Annotated in this window: 16 protein-coding genes and 1 other RNA gene; 11 read left to right on the top strand and 6 right to left on the bottom strand. The window is 49.1% G+C overall.

From position 1 onward, the window contains the following. The first annotated feature begins 98 nt into the window (after positions 1-98). The 4 genes from hupB (at position 99) to ACKQAD_RS04875 (ending at position 3,562) form a co-directional block, all read left to right on the top strand. On the top strand, positions 99-371 hold the full coding sequence (gene hupB, locus ACKQAD_RS04860; protein WP_271874266.1) for a nucleoid-associated protein HU-beta: 273 nt from the start codon (positions 99-101) through the stop codon (positions 369-371). A gap of 269 nt (positions 372-640) precedes the next feature. Beyond that, positions 641-2,521 (top strand): peptidylprolyl isomerase, encoded by a 1,881-nt coding sequence (gene ppiD, locus ACKQAD_RS04865; protein ID WP_409159107.1) that lies wholly within the window; start codon positions 641-643, stop codon positions 2,519-2,521. Positions 2,522-2,659: 138 nt separating this feature from the next. Then, on the top strand, positions 2,660-3,025 hold the full coding sequence (locus ACKQAD_RS04870) for a helix-hairpin-helix domain-containing protein (protein ID WP_409159108.1): 366 nt from the start codon (positions 2,660-2,662) through the stop codon (positions 3,023-3,025). 138 nt (positions 3,026-3,163) lie between these two features. Continuing rightward, entirely contained in the window at positions 3,164-3,562 is a 399-nt protein-coding gene (locus ACKQAD_RS04875) for an acyl-CoA thioesterase (protein ID WP_409159109.1), read from the top strand. Positions 3,563-3,636: 74 nt separating this feature from the next. On the opposite strand, the gene queC is transcribed toward ACKQAD_RS04875, so the two are convergent. Beyond that, positions 3,637-4,332, bottom strand: a complete 696-nt coding sequence (gene queC, locus ACKQAD_RS04880) for a 7-cyano-7-deazaguanine synthase QueC (protein ID WP_409159110.1) — start codon at positions 4,330-4,332, stop codon at positions 3,637-3,639. Between the two features lie 129 nt (positions 4,333-4,461). Then, on the bottom strand, positions 4,462-5,538 hold the full coding sequence (locus ACKQAD_RS04885; protein ID WP_409159111.1) for a PLP-dependent cysteine synthase family protein: 1,077 nt from the start codon (positions 5,536-5,538) through the stop codon (positions 4,462-4,464). Positions 5,539-5,898: 360 nt separating this feature from the next. Between ACKQAD_RS04885 and ACKQAD_RS04890 the strand changes: the two genes are divergently transcribed. The 5 genes from ACKQAD_RS04890 to amtB all read left to right on the top strand — a co-directional run bounded on the left by ACKQAD_RS04890 (position 5,899) and on the right by amtB (position 12,185). Then, on the top strand, positions 5,899-6,360 hold the full coding sequence (locus ACKQAD_RS04890) for an Lrp/AsnC family transcriptional regulator (protein WP_409159112.1): 462 nt from the start codon (positions 5,899-5,901) through the stop codon (positions 6,358-6,360). Between the two features lie 262 nt (positions 6,361-6,622). After that, positions 6,623-8,389, top strand: coding sequence for a SmdA family multidrug ABC transporter permease/ATP-binding protein (locus ACKQAD_RS04895; protein ID WP_409159113.1), 1,767 nt, complete (start codon positions 6,623-6,625; stop codon positions 8,387-8,389). Beyond that, positions 8,386-10,161, top strand: a complete 1,776-nt coding sequence (locus tag ACKQAD_RS04900) for a SmdB family multidrug efflux ABC transporter permease/ATP-binding protein (RefSeq protein ID WP_409159114.1) — start codon at positions 8,386-8,388, stop codon at positions 10,159-10,161. Before ACKQAD_RS04895 ends, ACKQAD_RS04900 begins: the two co-directional genes overlap by 4 nt. Before the next feature lie 359 nt (positions 10,162-10,520). After that, positions 10,521-10,859: a P-II family nitrogen regulator gene (glnK, locus tag ACKQAD_RS04905; protein ID WP_002208627.1), complete on the top strand. Its 339-nt coding sequence runs from the start codon at positions 10,521-10,523 to the stop codon at positions 10,857-10,859. A 39-nt stretch (positions 10,860-10,898) separates the two neighbouring features. Then, positions 10,899-12,185: an ammonium transporter AmtB gene (gene amtB / locus ACKQAD_RS04910; RefSeq protein WP_409159115.1), complete on the top strand. Its 1,287-nt coding sequence runs from the start codon at positions 10,899-10,901 to the stop codon at positions 12,183-12,185. 77 nt (positions 12,186-12,262) lie between these two features. Here amtB and tesB read toward each other — a convergent pair whose 3' ends face one another. Continuing rightward, on the bottom strand, positions 12,263-13,126 hold the full coding sequence (gene tesB, locus ACKQAD_RS04915; protein ID WP_409159116.1) for an acyl-CoA thioesterase II: 864 nt from the start codon (positions 13,124-13,126) through the stop codon (positions 12,263-12,265). Between the two features lie 200 nt (positions 13,127-13,326). Here tesB and ACKQAD_RS04920 point away from each other — a divergent pair, with 200 nt between their 5' ends. After that, positions 13,327-13,896, top strand: a complete 570-nt coding sequence (locus ACKQAD_RS04920; RefSeq protein ID WP_409159117.1) for a YbaY family lipoprotein — start codon at positions 13,327-13,329, stop codon at positions 13,894-13,896. A gap of 33 nt (positions 13,897-13,929) precedes the next feature. Here ACKQAD_RS04920 and ACKQAD_RS04925 read toward each other — a convergent pair whose 3' ends face one another. Continuing rightward, positions 13,930-14,250 carry an MGMT family protein gene (locus ACKQAD_RS04925; RefSeq protein WP_409159118.1) on the bottom strand — a complete coding sequence of 107 codons (321 nt, stop codon included), beginning with the start codon at positions 14,248-14,250 and terminating at the stop codon, positions 13,930-13,932. A gap of 186 nt (positions 14,251-14,436) precedes the next feature. Here ACKQAD_RS04925 and ffs point away from each other — a divergent pair. Next, an RNA gene (gene ffs, locus ACKQAD_RS04930) (signal recognition particle sRNA small type) lies at positions 14,437-14,533 on the top strand. 464 nt (positions 14,534-14,997) lie between these two features. Here the strand turns inward: ffs and ACKQAD_RS04935 are convergent. Then, the gene (locus ACKQAD_RS04935; protein WP_005976087.1) at positions 14,998-15,201 is read right to left on the bottom strand and encodes an HHA domain-containing protein; all 204 of its coding nucleotides are present in this window, start codon (positions 15,199-15,201) and stop codon (positions 14,998-15,000) included. 53 nt (positions 15,202-15,254) lie between these two features. Beyond that, the gene (gene tomB, locus ACKQAD_RS04940; RefSeq protein ID WP_409159119.1) at positions 15,255-15,623 is read right to left on the bottom strand and encodes an Hha toxicity modulator TomB; all 369 of its coding nucleotides are present in this window, start codon (positions 15,621-15,623) and stop codon (positions 15,255-15,257) included. Positions 15,624-16,112: the final 489 nt, after the last annotated feature.

Raw genomic sequence — 16,112 nt, forward strand, 5'->3', positions numbered from 1 at the left:
AGCTGTAACTGGCTAAGCATGACAGTATTGATAATAAGTTACGTGTCGCGTCTTGGGACATTGAAGCGCGATAAGAGAATTCCAGAGGGGATGACAGAGTGAACAAGTCACAATTGATCGACAAAATTGCCGCAGATGCTGATATTTCCAAAGCGGCAGCAGGGCGTGTGTTAGATGCAATTATTGGTTCCGTTACCGATTCCCTGAAAGAAGGGGATGATGTTGCTTTGGTTGGTTTTGGTACTTTCTCAGTGCGTGAACGTGCTGCTCGTACCGGCCGTAACCCGCAAACGGGTAAGGAAATCAGTATCCCTGCAGCAAAAGTACCAGGATTCCGTGCTGGTAAGACGCTGAAAGACGCCGTTAACTGATTATTACGTCACAGGTTTGGCTGATAACCACTTGGGGTGCCAAACAATACCTGACGCAATGATATTGGTAGGGTAAGATACGAGGCGCATCATTTTATGATGTGCCTTTTATTTATCTAGGATTTTACATACCCGACACATGGCAGAACGTGGCGGGCAATAAGCTTAAGTGCGCCCTAGCCTTGTATGGGCTATAGCAATCGCAAGGATGCATGGCTTCGGCCAGCGCAGGGAGTTTTATCCATTCTACAGCGGAGTGTTGTCACATTATGATGGACAATTTACGTACGGCCGCAAATAACGTCGTGCTCAAAATTATTCTTGCTTTGATCATCGCATCATTTGTTCTAACTGGCGTTGGTGATTATCTTATTGGTGGTTCAGGAGATTACGCTGCAAAGGTGAACGGGCAGGAAATTACCCGCGCTCAGCTTGAGCAGGCGGTGCAGAACGAACGCAGTCGTCAGCAGGAAACCTTGGGTGAGAATTTCTCTCTTCTGGCGAGCAATGACGGTTACATGCAGCAATTGCGTAGGCAGGCACTCTCCCAACTCATTGATGAAACCTTGCTAGATCAGTATGCCAACAAGCTGGGGCTGAACATCAGTGATGAGCAAATCAAACAGGCGATCTTTGACGTTCCCGCGTTTCAGACAAACAACCGTTTTGATAATGAAAAGTACCTGGATCAGGTTCGTCGCCTTGGCGTAACACCGGATATGTATGCTCAGATGCTGCGTAAGCAACTGACGTCACAACAGCTGATCCGCGGTTTTGGCAATACATCGTTCCTGCTGCCGCAGGAGATTGATAATCTGGTGAAACTGGCTGCGCAAGATCGCGTTGTCCGTGTGGCGAGCATTGATATTGCTGCGAAGGCGAAAGCCCAGACCGTAGCTGACGATGAAGTCCAGAGCTATTACGATCAAAACAAAGGCAATTTCATCGCGCCGGAAGAATTCAAAGTCAGCTATATCGCGCTGGATGCCGCAAGCATCATGGACGGCGTGAAAGTAGACGATGCGGCCATCAACGATTTCTACGAACAGAACAAAAACGACTACTCCCAACCTGAGCGCAAAAAATTCAGCGTCATTCAGGTGAAGAATGAGGCTGATGCAACGTCTGTTCTGGATGCGCTGAAGCAAGGTGGTGATTTCGCTACGCTGGCGAAAGAAAAATCAACGGACATCATCTCGCGCCGTAACGGTGGCGATCTTGGATGGATGGACGAAAACAGCATGATTGATGAGCTGAAGCAGGCAAAACTGACGGAGAAAGGTCAGGTTTCCGGAGCGATTAAATCCTCTGTTGGCTATCTGATTGTGCGTCTGGATGATGTTCAGCCGCAGCAGATCAAACCGCTGAGCGAAGTGCGGGCCGAAATTGCTGAGAAAGTGAAGCACGAGAAAGCGCAGGATGGTTACTATGCGCTACAGCAAAAAGTCAGCGAAGCGGCCAGCAATGACAACGAGTCTCTGGCTTCAGCAGAAGAAGTGGCTGGTGTGAAAGCCACGCAGACCGACTGGTTTACGCGTGAGAAGGTTCCTGCCGCACTGAATTTTCAGCCGGTAACGCAGGCTATCTTTAGCGGTGCGCTGCTGGGGGCAAACGGTGCTGCGGGCAACAACTCCGATGTGATTAACGTTGACGGTGACCGCGCTTTCGTCCTGCGCATCACTGAGCACAAGCCTGAAAGCACTCGTCCTCTGGATCAGGTTCGTACCGAGATCGTAGAGACGTTGAAACGTCAGAAGGCTGAACAGCAGGCTCGTATCGACGCTGAAAAAATTCTGGCTGAATTGAAACAAGGTAAAGACGACGCGTTGAAAGCCGCTGGGTTGAGCTTTAGTGAAACAAAAACGATGTCTTCACTCTCTCAGGGTGATGCAACGGCTGAGGCTATTTTTGCTATGCCACATCCACAGAAAGATAAGCCGTCTTATGCGATTACTCAGGATCAGGCTGGCAACGTCGTGCTGGTCGCGCTGGATAGTGTGACGCCACATCAGCTAAACGATGAGCAGAAAAAACAGTTTGCCAGTCAGGTTCAGCAAGGTTCTCTGGGCGCGCTGTTTGATTCCCTGCTGTCCAGCTTGCGTAATGAAGCGAAAATCAAGATGGGCAATGCGGCGCAGGAACAGCAATAAGCTCCGCAAAAATTTGCAAATCGTTGTAACAACCAAAGGCCGCTTTCGCGGCCTTTTCCACATTTAAATTCTGCTGTTTGCGGTGTTGACTACTCTGCGGCAAGGTAGCCGTGCTGTCACACACATGGAGGAAACAGCATGAAAAAATCAGGAATAAAAGCACTGTGCTTTATCATTGGGATGAGTTTATCTGGGTTGCCATTACTGAGTCAGGCGTCATCTAAAGCGGCTGACAGTACGGCGGCGGCAGTAAAGTCTGCACCAGCAGATCAGAAAGCGGAAAAAGCAACGCTTCCTGATAGCGACGAGGATAAGGTGAGCATCAATGCGGCAAGCGCTGCTGAGCTGGCCGACATCATGAACGGCGTCGGTCTGAAAAAAGCGGAAGCGATAGTTAACTACCGCGAGCAAAATGGTCCTTTTACCCAGATAGATCAATTAACAGAGGTGCCTGGAATGGGGGCGGCACTGGTTGAGCGCAATCTCTCTCGTTTAAAGCTGTGATTTTTTAAATCCGTGATGTCTTTAAAACTGTGATATCAGTCGCAGCTCAGTCGAACACTTTCTCTGAGCTGCTAACCTCTGCTAGGCTAATTTTCAGGTCATACCCGTTGTCGGTTTTGTCACAGGAGTATTACCGCTATGCAGACGTTCATTACCGTTCGTGGTTATCACATTGATGTTTATCAGCACGTTAATAACGCGCGTTATCTCGAGTTTCTGGAAGAGGCGCGTTGGCAATGGCTGGAGACGTTGCCTGCTTTTGGCTGGATGCATAGCAACAAGATTGCTTTCGTTGTGGTGAATATCAATATCAACTATCGCAAGCCTGCCGTGCTCGGTGATGTACTGCGTATTGATAGCGAATTACTACAGATAAATACAAAAAGTGGGGTTATCAGCCAAAAAATAACCCGAGTGTCTGATGAAAGCGACGTAGCTGATGCCACGCTGACGTTTGTCTGCATCGATTTATTGACGCAAAAAGCACTGCCGCTGGAGGGGGAACTGCTGGAACACCTAAACGAGATTCGCCGTTAACATGAAGCAGCAGGCCATGCTGTAGTGTGTGGCCTGTTGCTTTTTGTGTGCCGTCTTTGGAGGGACGTGAAGTATCAGCGTAATCCTGCTTTCTGCTTTAGTGATGCCATGACAGCCGTAGAATCGTTTTGATATTGTGCGAGCCCGTTTGCGCGTAAACGGCAGGCGGCACATTGGCCACACCCATCACCCTTGATGCCGTTATAGCAGGTTAGCGTGTGATAACGCACAGTATCGAGTTGTTGGTAGTAATCCGCCAGCGCCCAGGTTTCCGCTTTATTGAGCCACATTAGCGGGGTTTCAAAACGAATGTCGCGGGCAATGCCTAAAACGATGGCCTGATTTAGCGCCTTAACGAATTCGTCGCGGCAATCAGGGTAGCCGGAAAAGTCGGTCTCACACACGCCGGTAATGACTGACTCGGCACCAACCTGATAGGCGTAGATTGAGGCGAGTGTCAGGAAAAGAATATTTCTTCCCGGAACGAAGGTATTGGGGATGCCTTGTGCATTCGCATCGTAATCAGGAACCGGGATGCTGTCGCGCGTCAGGCTGCTGGTGGCGAGTGCATTCAGTAAGCCCACGTCCAGAACCTTATGCGCCGTTGCGCCTAGCTTCAGGCTGAGTTCCTGAGCGATATCAATTTCTGCACGGTGACGTTGCCCATAATCGAAGGTGATGCAGTGGACGTCATCATAATGTTGCAAAGCCTGAATTAGGCAGGTTGTGGAATCTTGTCCACCGCTAAAAACGACCACAGCACGCTTCATTCTTCATTCACCTTAATGCGACGTTATCTGGAAAACAATGTTATCTGGAAAGCAATCTTATCTGAAAAACATGTTACCTGAAAAATAGCCCTTCTTCAGCGCTGTGGATACGTGCTGAAGAAGGCCATCTTACGCCAGGCTAGGTTCGTGCATGAGAGAGGATATCTCTGTGCTGTTCAGTGCATTGAAGTAAGGACGAATGTCGCCGATATTCTTTTCTACCCAACTGCTGTTGTAGTAGGTATCCAGATAGCGTTCACCGCTGTCGCACAACAGGGTCACAATTGCACCTTTTTGACCACGGCTCACCAGTTCTTTGGCCAGTTGCAGCATACCCCAGACGTTGGTGCCAGTAGAGGCGCCTGCCTTACGGCCTAACACGCTTTCCAGCCAGTACAGCGTCGCGATGCTGGCGGCGTCCGGCACTTTGATCATGCTATCAATGACGTCAGGAATAAAAGAGGGTTCGGCACGTGGGCGACCGATACCTTCTATTCGGCTACCGCACGGGCCCGTGATGGAATGATCCCGCTGCTGATAACAGTCGTAGAAGACAGAATTTTCTGGATCGACGACGACCAGTTGCGTATCCAGCCCCTGATAGCGAATGTAGCGCCCGAGCGTGGCTGACGTGCCGCCAGTTCCTGCGCTCATCACAATATAGTCAGGGACAGGGTAGGGTTCACGAGACATTTGGCGATAAATGCTGTCGGCAATATTGTTGTTGCCGCGCCAGTCGGTGGCGCGTTCTGCGTAGGTGAACTGATCCATATAATGGCCGTTCATCTCTTTTGCCAGCTGTTCAGATGCCGCATAGATTTGCCCTGCCTGTTCAACAAAATGGCAGCGTCCGCCATAGAAAGCGATTTGCTCGATTTTTCTTTTTGCCGTGCAGGAGGGCATGACGGCGATAAACGGCAGGCCCAGCAGGCGGGCAAAATAGGCTTCAGAGACAGCAGTGCTGCCGGATGACGCTTCGATAATCGGCGTGCCTTCTTTAATCCAACCGTTGCACAGCCCATAGAGAAACAAAGAACGCGCCAGACGATGCTTCAGGCTGCCGCTGGGGTGTGTGCTTTCATCTTTGAGGTAAAAATAGATACCGGGGTAGTCCGGTAGGGTCAAACGGATAAGATGCGTATCAGCCGAACGCTGAAAATCTGCTTCGATGGCGCTGATGGCATTTTTAACCCAGGCATTAGTCATGATAGAAACTCGATTAGACAGTGATGTGAATAGAGTAACGAGTTTTCGGGATAAAAAAATTACCTTTTTATCTCTGTATGGGTATTTTAATAGGTGTTTTTACCCTTTATTGGTTTTTTGGGAGATTATTTTTCTATTGAAATGGATGGTGAGCTGTTATCTCAAACAGTATGCTGTGACAGTAGGTACTGTGCACTGAAGGCCATCCTATGCTGATGTTGCCAGTGATGCTCTCAGTGAGGTTTTGACGGTAACAAAATTGCTTTTCTCTCTTAATGGCGGAAGGTAAGGGACGTTTTCTATCAAACAGAGCTATAGTGGGTAAAACTATATTAGGTAAAAACTAATTAGGTAAAAACTATGTTGGATAAAATTGACCGTACACTGCTGAGTATGTTGCAACAGGATTGCACACTTTCGCTACAGACGCTGGCCGATGCGGTTAATCTGACATCCACGCCATGCTGGAAACGCCTGAAGCGTCTGGAAGATGAAGGCATTATCCGAGCGCGGGTGGCGTTGTTGGATAATGAGCGTCTGGGATTAGGGTTAACCGCATTTGTCTTGTTGAAGACGCAGCAACACAACCGCGACTGGTATCAGGCATTTATCCGTGTGGTGTCCGACATGCCAGAGGTGTTGGCTTTTTATCGTATGGCTGGCGAATACGATTACCTGATGCAGGTACAGGTCGCTGATATGAAAAGCTATGATGATTTCTATAAGCGACTGGTGAATGGTATTCCTGGACTGGTCGATGTAACCTCAAGCTTTGCTATGGAAAGAATCAAACATACCACGGCTCTGCCCTTATCCCTGTGATTCATCATCCATTCAAGTTGCATTGTGCGTTGGCTGCGTTTAGTCACCCGAATCACTGACTTGAGTAAGTGATTCGGGATTCCTTCCCTTGCCGTGTTACGATGCTCATTAATGAGCATCGCCCTAAAGGGCTAACGCTTCGCGTTATTCAAAACGAACTCGTTTTGTCCTGAAACTTGAATTATTTAGTGTATATCCGTCTGTTGTATAATCACTTTTCTGAGTCTGTCATGACCCGTCTGGCTATTGGAATGAGAACCGCGTGAGACTGTTTGCTCAACTGAGTTGGTATTTTCGTCGTGAATGGCGTCGCTATCTGAGCGCTGTCGCGCTATTGATTGTGATTGCCATTCTGCAATTACTGCCCCCCAAATTGGTTGGCGTGATCGTCGATGGCGTGACGCAACATGGTATGTCGATGACCGAAATGATGACGTGGATTGGCGTGATGTTGCTGATTGCCGTCATGGTCTATCTGCTGCGCTACGTGTGGCGCGTGTTCCTGTTTGGTGCTTCATACCAGTTGGCGGTTAAATTACGAGAGGATTTTTACCGTCAACTGAGTCGCCAGCATCCGGCGTTTTACCGACGTCATCGTACCGGTGATCTGATGGCGCGTGCCACTAACGATGTTGATCGCGTGGTTTTTGCCGCCGGAGAAGGTGTACTGACGCTGGTCGATTCGATGGTAATGGGCTGCGCAGTGCTGGTTGTCATGTGTACGCAGATCAGTTGGGAACTTACTCTGCTGGCGTTGCTTCCGATGCCATTCATGGCGATTTTCATCAAACACTACGGTACGCAGTTGCATAACCGTTTTAAATCTGCGCAGGCGGCGTTTTCTTCGCTTAATGAGCAGGCGCAGGAAAGCTTGACCAGTATTCGCATGATTAAATCCTTTGGGTTGGAAAACTATCAATCTGCACGTTTTGCACAGGTTGCGGCGGATGCGGGTGCCAAAAACATGCACGTCGCCCGCGTTGATGCCCGCTTCGGCCCCACCATTTATATTGCTGTCGGTCTGTCAAATTTGCTGGCGATTGGCGGCGGTAGTTGGATGGTGATTAACGGTTCGCTGACGTTAGGCTTGTTGACCAGCTTTGTTATGTATCTTGGATTGATGATATGGCCGATGCTGGCGCTGGCCTGGATGCTTAATATTGTTGAGCGCGGCAGCGCGGCATATAGCCGCATTCGCCAGTTACTTGCGGAAGAACTCGTGGTGAAAGACGGCGAGGAATCATTGCCTGCCGAGCGGGGCATATTGGCGGTGAATATTTCCGCATTTCGCTATCCGGACAATACCCGTGATGCCTTACAGCACATTCAGTTTACGCTGGCACCGGGCAATATGTTGGGGTTATGTGGACCGACGGGATCGGGGAAAAGTACGCTGCTAGCGTTGATTTTGCGTCATTTCGATACCCAAGCGGGAGAGATTCGCTACCACGATCGTCCACTGAATGCGATTCGGCTGGATGAACTGCGGAGCCGTTTTGCCGTTGTCGGGCAGATGCCGTTTTTGTTTTCGGACACGGTGGCGCGAAACATCGCACTGGGGCGACCTGATGCGACGCAACAGGCGATTGAACAGGCTGCGCGGCTTGCCAGCGTTCATGACGATATTCTGCGTTTGCCTCAGGGTTACCAGACTGAGGTAGGTGAACGTGGTGTGATGTTATCTGGCGGCCAAAAACAGCGGATCGCGATTGCCCGTGCGCTACTGCTGGATGCTGAAATTCTGGTGCTGGACGATGCGCTGTCTGCGGTGGATGGGCGAACGGAGCACCAGATTTTGCAGAACCTCAAAACATGGGGTGAAAAGCGCACGCTGATCATCAGCGCACATCGCCTGTCAGCCCTCACTGAAGCGAATGAAATCGTGGTGTTGCAACAGGGACAAACGGTGCAGCGCGGCACACACCAAACGCTGGCTGCAGAACCTGGCTGGTATCGGGATATGTACCACTATCAACAGCTGGAGGCGGCGCTGGATGAGGTACCGCTGGCGGAAGGAATGAAAAAATGAATAGCCCTCAACAGTTTTGGTCAACACTGAAACGCCTGCTGACCTATGGTTCTCCCTGGCGAAAACCGTTGCTGTTAGGTGTCCTGATGTTGTGGGTGGCCGCCGCCGCAGAAGTCTCTGGCCCTATATTGGTGAGTTATTTTATTGATGATCTGGTGGCTAAAGGGAAATTCCCGCTGGCGATTGCAGCGGGTCTGGCGATGGCCTACATCCTTCTGCAAGTTCTGGCGGCGCTGCTGCACTATTTTCAGACGCTGTTGTTTAACCGCGTTGCGGTCGGTGTCGTCCAGCAGTTGCGCATTGATGTGATGGATGCGGCTTTGCGCCAGCCGCTGAGCACATTCGATACGCAACCCATTGGGCAACTGATTTCACGCGTCACCAATGACACAGAGGTGGTTAAAGATCTTTACGTCATGGTGGTGTCAACGGTATTACGCAGTGCGGCGTTGGTCGGCGCGATGCTGGTGGCGATGTTTAGTCTGAGCTGGCAAATGGCGCTGATTGCGCTGATGATTTTTCCTGCGGTTGCGGTAGTCATGGTGCTGTACCATCGTTTCAGTACGCCGATTGTTCGCAAGGTACGAAGCTATCTGGCCGATATTAATGATGGTTTCAACGAAGTGATTAATGGCATGGGCGTCATTCAGCAGTTTCGCCAGCAGGCTCGCTTTGGCAAGAAACTGAGGGTCGCTAGCCTTGAGCATTATGACGCGCGCATGAAAGCGTTGCGTCTGGAAGGTTTCCTACTGCGGCCGCTGCTGAGCTTATTTGCCGCGATGGTACTGTGTGGTTTGTTGATCCAATTTGGTTTCAGCTCGATGGGGTCGGTTGGCGTCGGGGTCTTGTATGCGTTTATAAACTACTTGGACCGTCTGAATGAACCGCTGATTGAACTGACAACCCAGCAGTCTATGTTGCAGCAGGCGGTCGTTGCCGGTGAGCGTATTTTTGAACTAATGGATGGTACAAAACAGGGCTACGGCGATGATGAGCGTCCGCTGGCTACCGGACGTGTCGATGTTGACGATGTTTCTTTTTCGTATGGCACTGAAAAGCGCGTACTACAGCATATTTCACTGACGATACCAGAGCGCGGGTTCGTCGCGCTGGTTGGGCATACTGGCAGCGGCAAAAGCACCCTGGCCAGTTTGCTGATGGGGTATTACACGCCGGATGAAGGCGAAATTCGGCTTGATGGTCGGCCGCTCTCTACGCTCTCTCATGCGGTACTGCGCCAAAATGTGGCAATGGTGCAGCAGGACCCGGTTGTGCTGGCGGAGTCTATGTTTGTGAATGTGACGCTGGGCCGGGACATCAGCGAAGAGGCCGTCTGGCGTGTATTGGAGGTGGTACAGCTTGCTGACCTGGTTAGCGCTTTTCCTGAGGGATTGTATACGCGCATTGGCGAGCAGGGGAATAATCTGTCTACCGGACAAAAACAGCTATTGGCGATTGCGCGGGTATTGGTGCAAACGCCGAAAATTCTGATTCTCGATGAGGCAACCGCGAATATTGACTCGGGTACGGAGCAAGCGGTGCAAAAGGCGTTGCGTATCATCAGGGAACAGACAACCTTAATTATTATTGCACATCGGCTTTCTACCATCGTTGAGGCCGACACGATTATGGTGCTCCATCATGGGCAAACCGTTGAGCGGGGAACGCATGAGCAACTGCTACAACAGCAAGGGCGCTATTATCAGATGTATCAATTGCAGTTGGCCGGAGAGGATCTTGCTGCTACCAGTACCGAGCCTTGTACTGTCTGACTCGATTATCGGTCATGCTATGGTCTGCACCGCCTTGAATGGTGCAGACTGACAGTCTGCTTGTGGCTTCGCACCATCATTAAGCATCGTGATTCGTGTTTTTACTTTCCCCGCACTGAAAATACACTTAGTGCACCAAAATAGTGCGTAACTTGCCCAACCCCTCCTGCATTTCTTTCCCGTTGTGTTTGCTTTTTGTCCTTTCTCATCTTTAAACGCGTTCTCTTTCCTGATTTATGCCAGATAAATCATTTATGGCACATCCTTTGCTTTAGTCATGACGTAGACCTACTTCATAGAGCGCGTAATCGAACAAGTGACGGGCGAAAGCCTGAACATAATGGCTAGGGGGAAGATAAATGAAACTGGTTACTGTGGTGATAAAACCATTCAAGCTGGAGGATGTACGTGAAGCGTTATCTTCTGTCGGCATCCAAGGGCTCACCGTCACTGAGGTGAAAGGGTTTGGTCGTCAGAAAGGGCACGCGGAGCTATACCGCGGCGCAGAATACAGCGTTAACTTTTTACCCAAGGTAAAAATTGATATCGCAATTGCAGACGACCAACTGGACGAAGTGATCGATGTTATCAGCAAAGCTGCGTACACCGGAAAAATTGGTGATGGCAAAATTTTTGTCGCCGAGTTGCAAAGGGTTATCCGTATTCGTACGGGTGAAACTGACGAAGCCGCACTTTAACAACACCTAGCGTAGATACGTAAATAGGGATGGATGAAAATGAAAAAACGACTCTCTTCATTAGGTCTCGGTGTGGCGGCATTACTCCCGTCCTGGGCAATGGCTGCGACACCGACGATTGATAAAGCGGATAACGCTTTTATTATGATTTGTACCGCGCTGGTACTCTTTATGACTATACCGGGCATCGCACTGTTTTATGGCGGCCTGATTCGTTCCAAGAACGTTCTGTCCATGATGACACAGGTGAGCGTAACGTTCGCGATGGTTTGTATCCTGTGGGTGGTTTATGGATATAGCCTGGCCTTCAGCGAAGGTAACGCCTTCTTCGGTGGTTTCAGCACGTTTATGCTGAAAGGCATCGGAATTGAATCCATTAGTGGCACCTTCTATCAGTTCGTGCACGTGGCGTATCAAGCTTCCTTTGCCTGTATCACCGTCGCGCTGATTGTCGGGGCGATTGCTGAGCGTATCCGTTTCTCTGCTGTGCTGATTTTCGTTGCGCTGTGGCTGACGTTCTCCTATCTGCCGATGACGCACATGGTATGGGGCGGCGGTTATCTGGCTGCGGATGGCGCGCTGGACTTTGCGGGTGGTACGGTGGTTCACATTAACGCCGCGGTCGCTGGGTTGGTTGGTGCTTACCTACTGGGCAAGCGTGCTGGTTTTGGCAAAGAAGCCTTCAAACCGCATAACCTTCCGATGGTGTTTATCGGTACGGCGATCCTGTACATCGGCTGGTTTGGTTTTAACGCGGGTTCTGCGGGTGCTGCGAACGGTATCGCCGCACTGGCTTTCCTGAACACCGTTGTCGCTACTGCCGCTGCGATTCTGGCATGGGTTGGCGGTGAGTGGATGGTGCGCGGTAAACCTTCTCTGCTGGGCGCATGTTCTGGTTGTATCGCGGGTCTGGTGGCAATCACACCAGCGGCAGGTACGGTTGGCGTCGGTGGCGCATTGATCATCGGTCTGGCTGGTGGTGTCGCAGGTCTGTGGGGTGTAACCGTACTGAAAAGATGGTTGCGTGTGGATGATCCATGTGATGTGTTCGGTGTTCACGGCGTGTGCGGTATCGTTGGCTGTATCCTGACTGGCGTATTCTCTTCAGCTTCGCTGGGTGGTACTGGCTATGCAGAAGGCGTGACGATGGCGCATCAGGTTTGGGTTCAGTTGTTCAGCGTCGTTGTTTGTCTGGTATGGTCTGGCGTGGTGGCATTCGTCGCCTTCAAAGTGGCGGATATGATTGTCGGCCTGCGTGTACCTGAAGAGCAAGAGCGCGAAGGTCTGGATGTCAACAGCCATGGCGAGAGTGCTTACAACCAATAATTGAGCTTGCTCAAATACAGCAAACGGGTGTGGAGAAAACTCCACGCCCGTTTTACGTTATGAGGCTGCTGTAATCCTTATGGCTGGCGGCGGCGCATCACCCCTTCCTGTACGCTGGATGCAACCAGCACGCCTTCACGGGTGTAGAACTGCCCACGAACGAAACCACGAGCGCCGGATGCGGACGTACTTTCTACGGTATAGAGCAGCCAGTCATCCAAACGGAAATCGCGATGGAACCACATTGAGTGATCAATCGTGGCGACTTGCATACCCGGTTCCAAAAAACCAACGCCATGAGGTTGTAAAGCCGTGAGTAGGAAGTTGCAGTCAGATGTATAGCCAAGCAGGTATTGGTGAATACGCTTATCGTCTGGCAATGGACCGGTGGCACGGCACCAGACGTGTCGTACTGGCTCATCCACTTCGCCTTTTAAGGGATTATGGAATTTAACCGGGCGCATCTCAATCGGGCTGGCCTGAATAAATTTATCGCGAAAGCGGGGGGGTAGGAGATGCTGCATGTTTTGCACGATTTCCTGTTCGGATTTCAGCGTCTCTGGCGGTGGAATCTCTGGCATCACATTCTGGTGTTCAAACCCTTCTTCATGACTTTGAAAAGAGGCTGTCATATAAAAAATAGGGCGACCATTCTGGATAGCGCTGACGCGTCTGGCGCTGAAACTGTTGCCATCGCGCAGGTTTTCAACGTCATAAATAATCGGTTTCTGGCTGTCGCCGGGTAGTAAAAAGTAGCTGTGGAAAGAGTGAATGTTGCGCTCTACGGGAACGGTCTGTTTGGCGGCCGACATGGCCTGACCTACGACTTGCCCGCCAAAGACCTGGCGCAACCCCAAATCATCACTTTGTCCGCGAAATAGCCCTTCTTCGAGCTTCTCTAAATGCAGGAGGTCGAGAAGGTGTTGTAGTGTTTGACTCATGGTATCGGCCCCAATGGATAAATATCTGTTTGTTTTATAATGTGTAAGTGTTTATTTATGGCTTTTTACAACAATAAATATGTGACTTTCAGGAAAATATCAGAATTTTGCACCATCATTATTATGTTGGGTGAATCATACTCTTTATGAGTGCCGGTTTTCGATACCGGTAGTCTGACAATAATAAGGAGACTGACCGAATGAAATTATGGCATATCTTAGGCGGTATCACGTTATCGATGACTCTGGTTGCATGTGCACAGAGGAGTGATTATGGCGTTTCTCCTCAAACTGGCGCACCTGTCACCAGTGCTTCTTCTCAGCGCCCGGCAGTTGCGATGCCAGCGGTAACCGGTACGGTGAATATTCGTCAGCGCATTGCGCTCCCTCACAACGCGGTGTTAACCGTTACGGTGTCTGATGCATCGCTGGCAGATGCGCCTTCAAAAGTTATTACTCAGCGCGTGACGCGAACAGAAGGAAAGCAGGCACCTTTCCAATTCGAACTACCGTACAATCCGGCTGATATTCAGCCCAACGCCCGTATCTTACTCAGTGCTGCAATTGCAATCGATAACCGTATTGTGATGGTGACGGAGAACGTCTTACCGGTTATTAGCAACGGCGTAAATAACGCTGATTTGGTGCTGGTTCCTGTCGCCTCTGTACCTTTACCGACTAAAAATCAGGGATCAATGATATCCAACCCGGAGAATCAGACCCCTCATATGGTTCAAGGTCAGCCTGCTTCGCCATCTGTGGTACCGTAGACAACCTGGTAATATGAACTTGCATACGCGCCGTTATGGCGCGTATTGCCAGCGGTATTTCACAAGATCGATCTTTCCCTGACGATTGAAAATAATTCCTTCCGCTTGCAGCGCTGATTTCTGGCGCATATAGTCTCCACCGACCAGCGATATTTCGCCTTTACGATTGATTACCCGATGCCAGGGGAGTTTGCTGTCTTTCGGCAGACGTTTTAATACCCCTCCGACTTGCCTTGATGCTCTGGGCGAATCGGCAAGCTGGGCAATGTCGCCATAAGTCGCTATTTTTCCATAAGGAATCGCCGCAACGATTTGAAAAACGCGCTGGCGGAAATTATCATTTTCTTCTGACATCAGCGGATGTTCCTGCTGCTTCTAAACCGATTGATTACCATAGTGGCACAGTGGGGTGGGTAAGAAAACAACGGTTAGTTTGCGCTAGCTTGCAATTGCCTATCCTATCGCCGATAATGCCCACCACTTTGTGACACGTTGTCGTTACCCTAATGCGAACTGTTATAAAGTCGTCAATGGAGGCCCTGTCGGTTCTCCCGCAACACTAACCTGTGGATTCGGTCAGGTCCGGAAGGAAGCAGCCGCAGCAGGAGACGTGTGTGCCGGGATGTAGCTGGCAGGGCCTCCACCATTTCTATCCTTGTGCTACGGTGTTATCACCAGTTAGGTCTTCATCTTCTGTTTGTAACCCAATGATTTTGTCATATGCCAATTTTCGGCCATAAGTCTGCCCTCTGATACACATAAGCTCTGATCCATCACTTTCAGTTTTACCGATCTTTGTTTTTCGGAAGGATGCCGAGCACCCTTATCTGGTGAGTAATAATTGCGCCAATTATTACATTCTCTGTTTTCATCACTGGGTATACTATTAGTGATGTTATCGATGCGGTTGTTATAAATGATAAATGGTGGGTAAATAAGTGTAGTGGTATGAAGTGGAATTTATTTTTACTTATTATTAAAAATACAATTTGTTACAAGTCTTACTCAATTAATACGTTAAAAAGATAATAAAAACAAAGGCCGATAATATTATCGGCGCAGTGTATTTAATGGCAGTTTTTGTATGCGTTTCGTTAGGAATTAACGGACGTATCGCCATACTGCGGTAGGAACTTTGTCGTAGAGTTTGTTCATCGTCAGTTCTGCCAGACGATGATCGGCAGCGGAAAAGAACATCTCCAGTTCATCATTGGAGAGTTCATACTTGTTTTTTTCAATAACGCGTTCGAGAGTGTCAATGGTGGTGCATTTACGCAAACGCATCAAATAGTCGATTTTTTTCATAATGGCCTATGCGAACAGTACCTGGTGGTTAAAAAATATAAATAAATTATTGCTTAAGTTTTAGCAGGCGTACAGACGTTCTCCCCTGAGAACATTCCGAATAATTTTGCTTTGGACTTCTGCCAGCGCCGCAGTTCAGAATCATTAATACCGTAGTTGCTAAACAAGACGTAAGTATCATCCAAATACTTTTCAACCTGCTCTGAAAGCTCACTTTCGTTAGGGTATTTTATTTTAAATGTGAGAATAAACGTAGCGATATGCTCAATAAGTTCATTTAATTGGAGATTGATCGCAGATGTTGGATCATTGACCCAGCCGTGACTGCTATCGCCTAACGTTGCTATGCTTTCATCACACAGATTCTCACATAAGAATCTGAGTTGGGCAATATCATAATGTTTTGGTGTGTACTCATCCATATCAATCCCTCCGTTAAGCCGTTATTTAGTGTTACTGCGGTTAACACCTCGTAAACAGGTAGACTGATGAAACTTGCAAGATAAAACGTTAACGCTGTTTCGTATTCATGTTGTGACAAACAGAGCATTGAGCCATTGTGATTTGTTCAGCGATGAATGAGACAACAGAGGTGTTTGTACCTCCTACTCTCTACTATGTCGTGAAATAGGGTTGGCGTAAATACCAACCTATCATGACTTAACCTTAAGTATAGCTATGCTATGTTGGTTACGGCTACGTCATTTTATATACGACTATAGCAAAAGCGTTCGTAAAATTCGCGGATAATAGGTAAGGTTTTCACCGCTATTTATTTTGAAACTCGGCTGCGGATTATTTAATTATTTCTACCTGAAAATATGAGAAATGAGAGAAGGAATGCGAAGGCATTGTTCAGAGGATAAGGTATGTTGGTACGGGTTATCTTATTGTTTCAGAAGTTTTTTCAT

It is taken from the genome of Pectobacterium artocarpous (genome assembly GCF_046159765.1).
Taxonomy (GTDB): domain Bacteria; phylum Pseudomonadota; class Gammaproteobacteria; order Enterobacterales; family Enterobacteriaceae; genus Pectobacterium.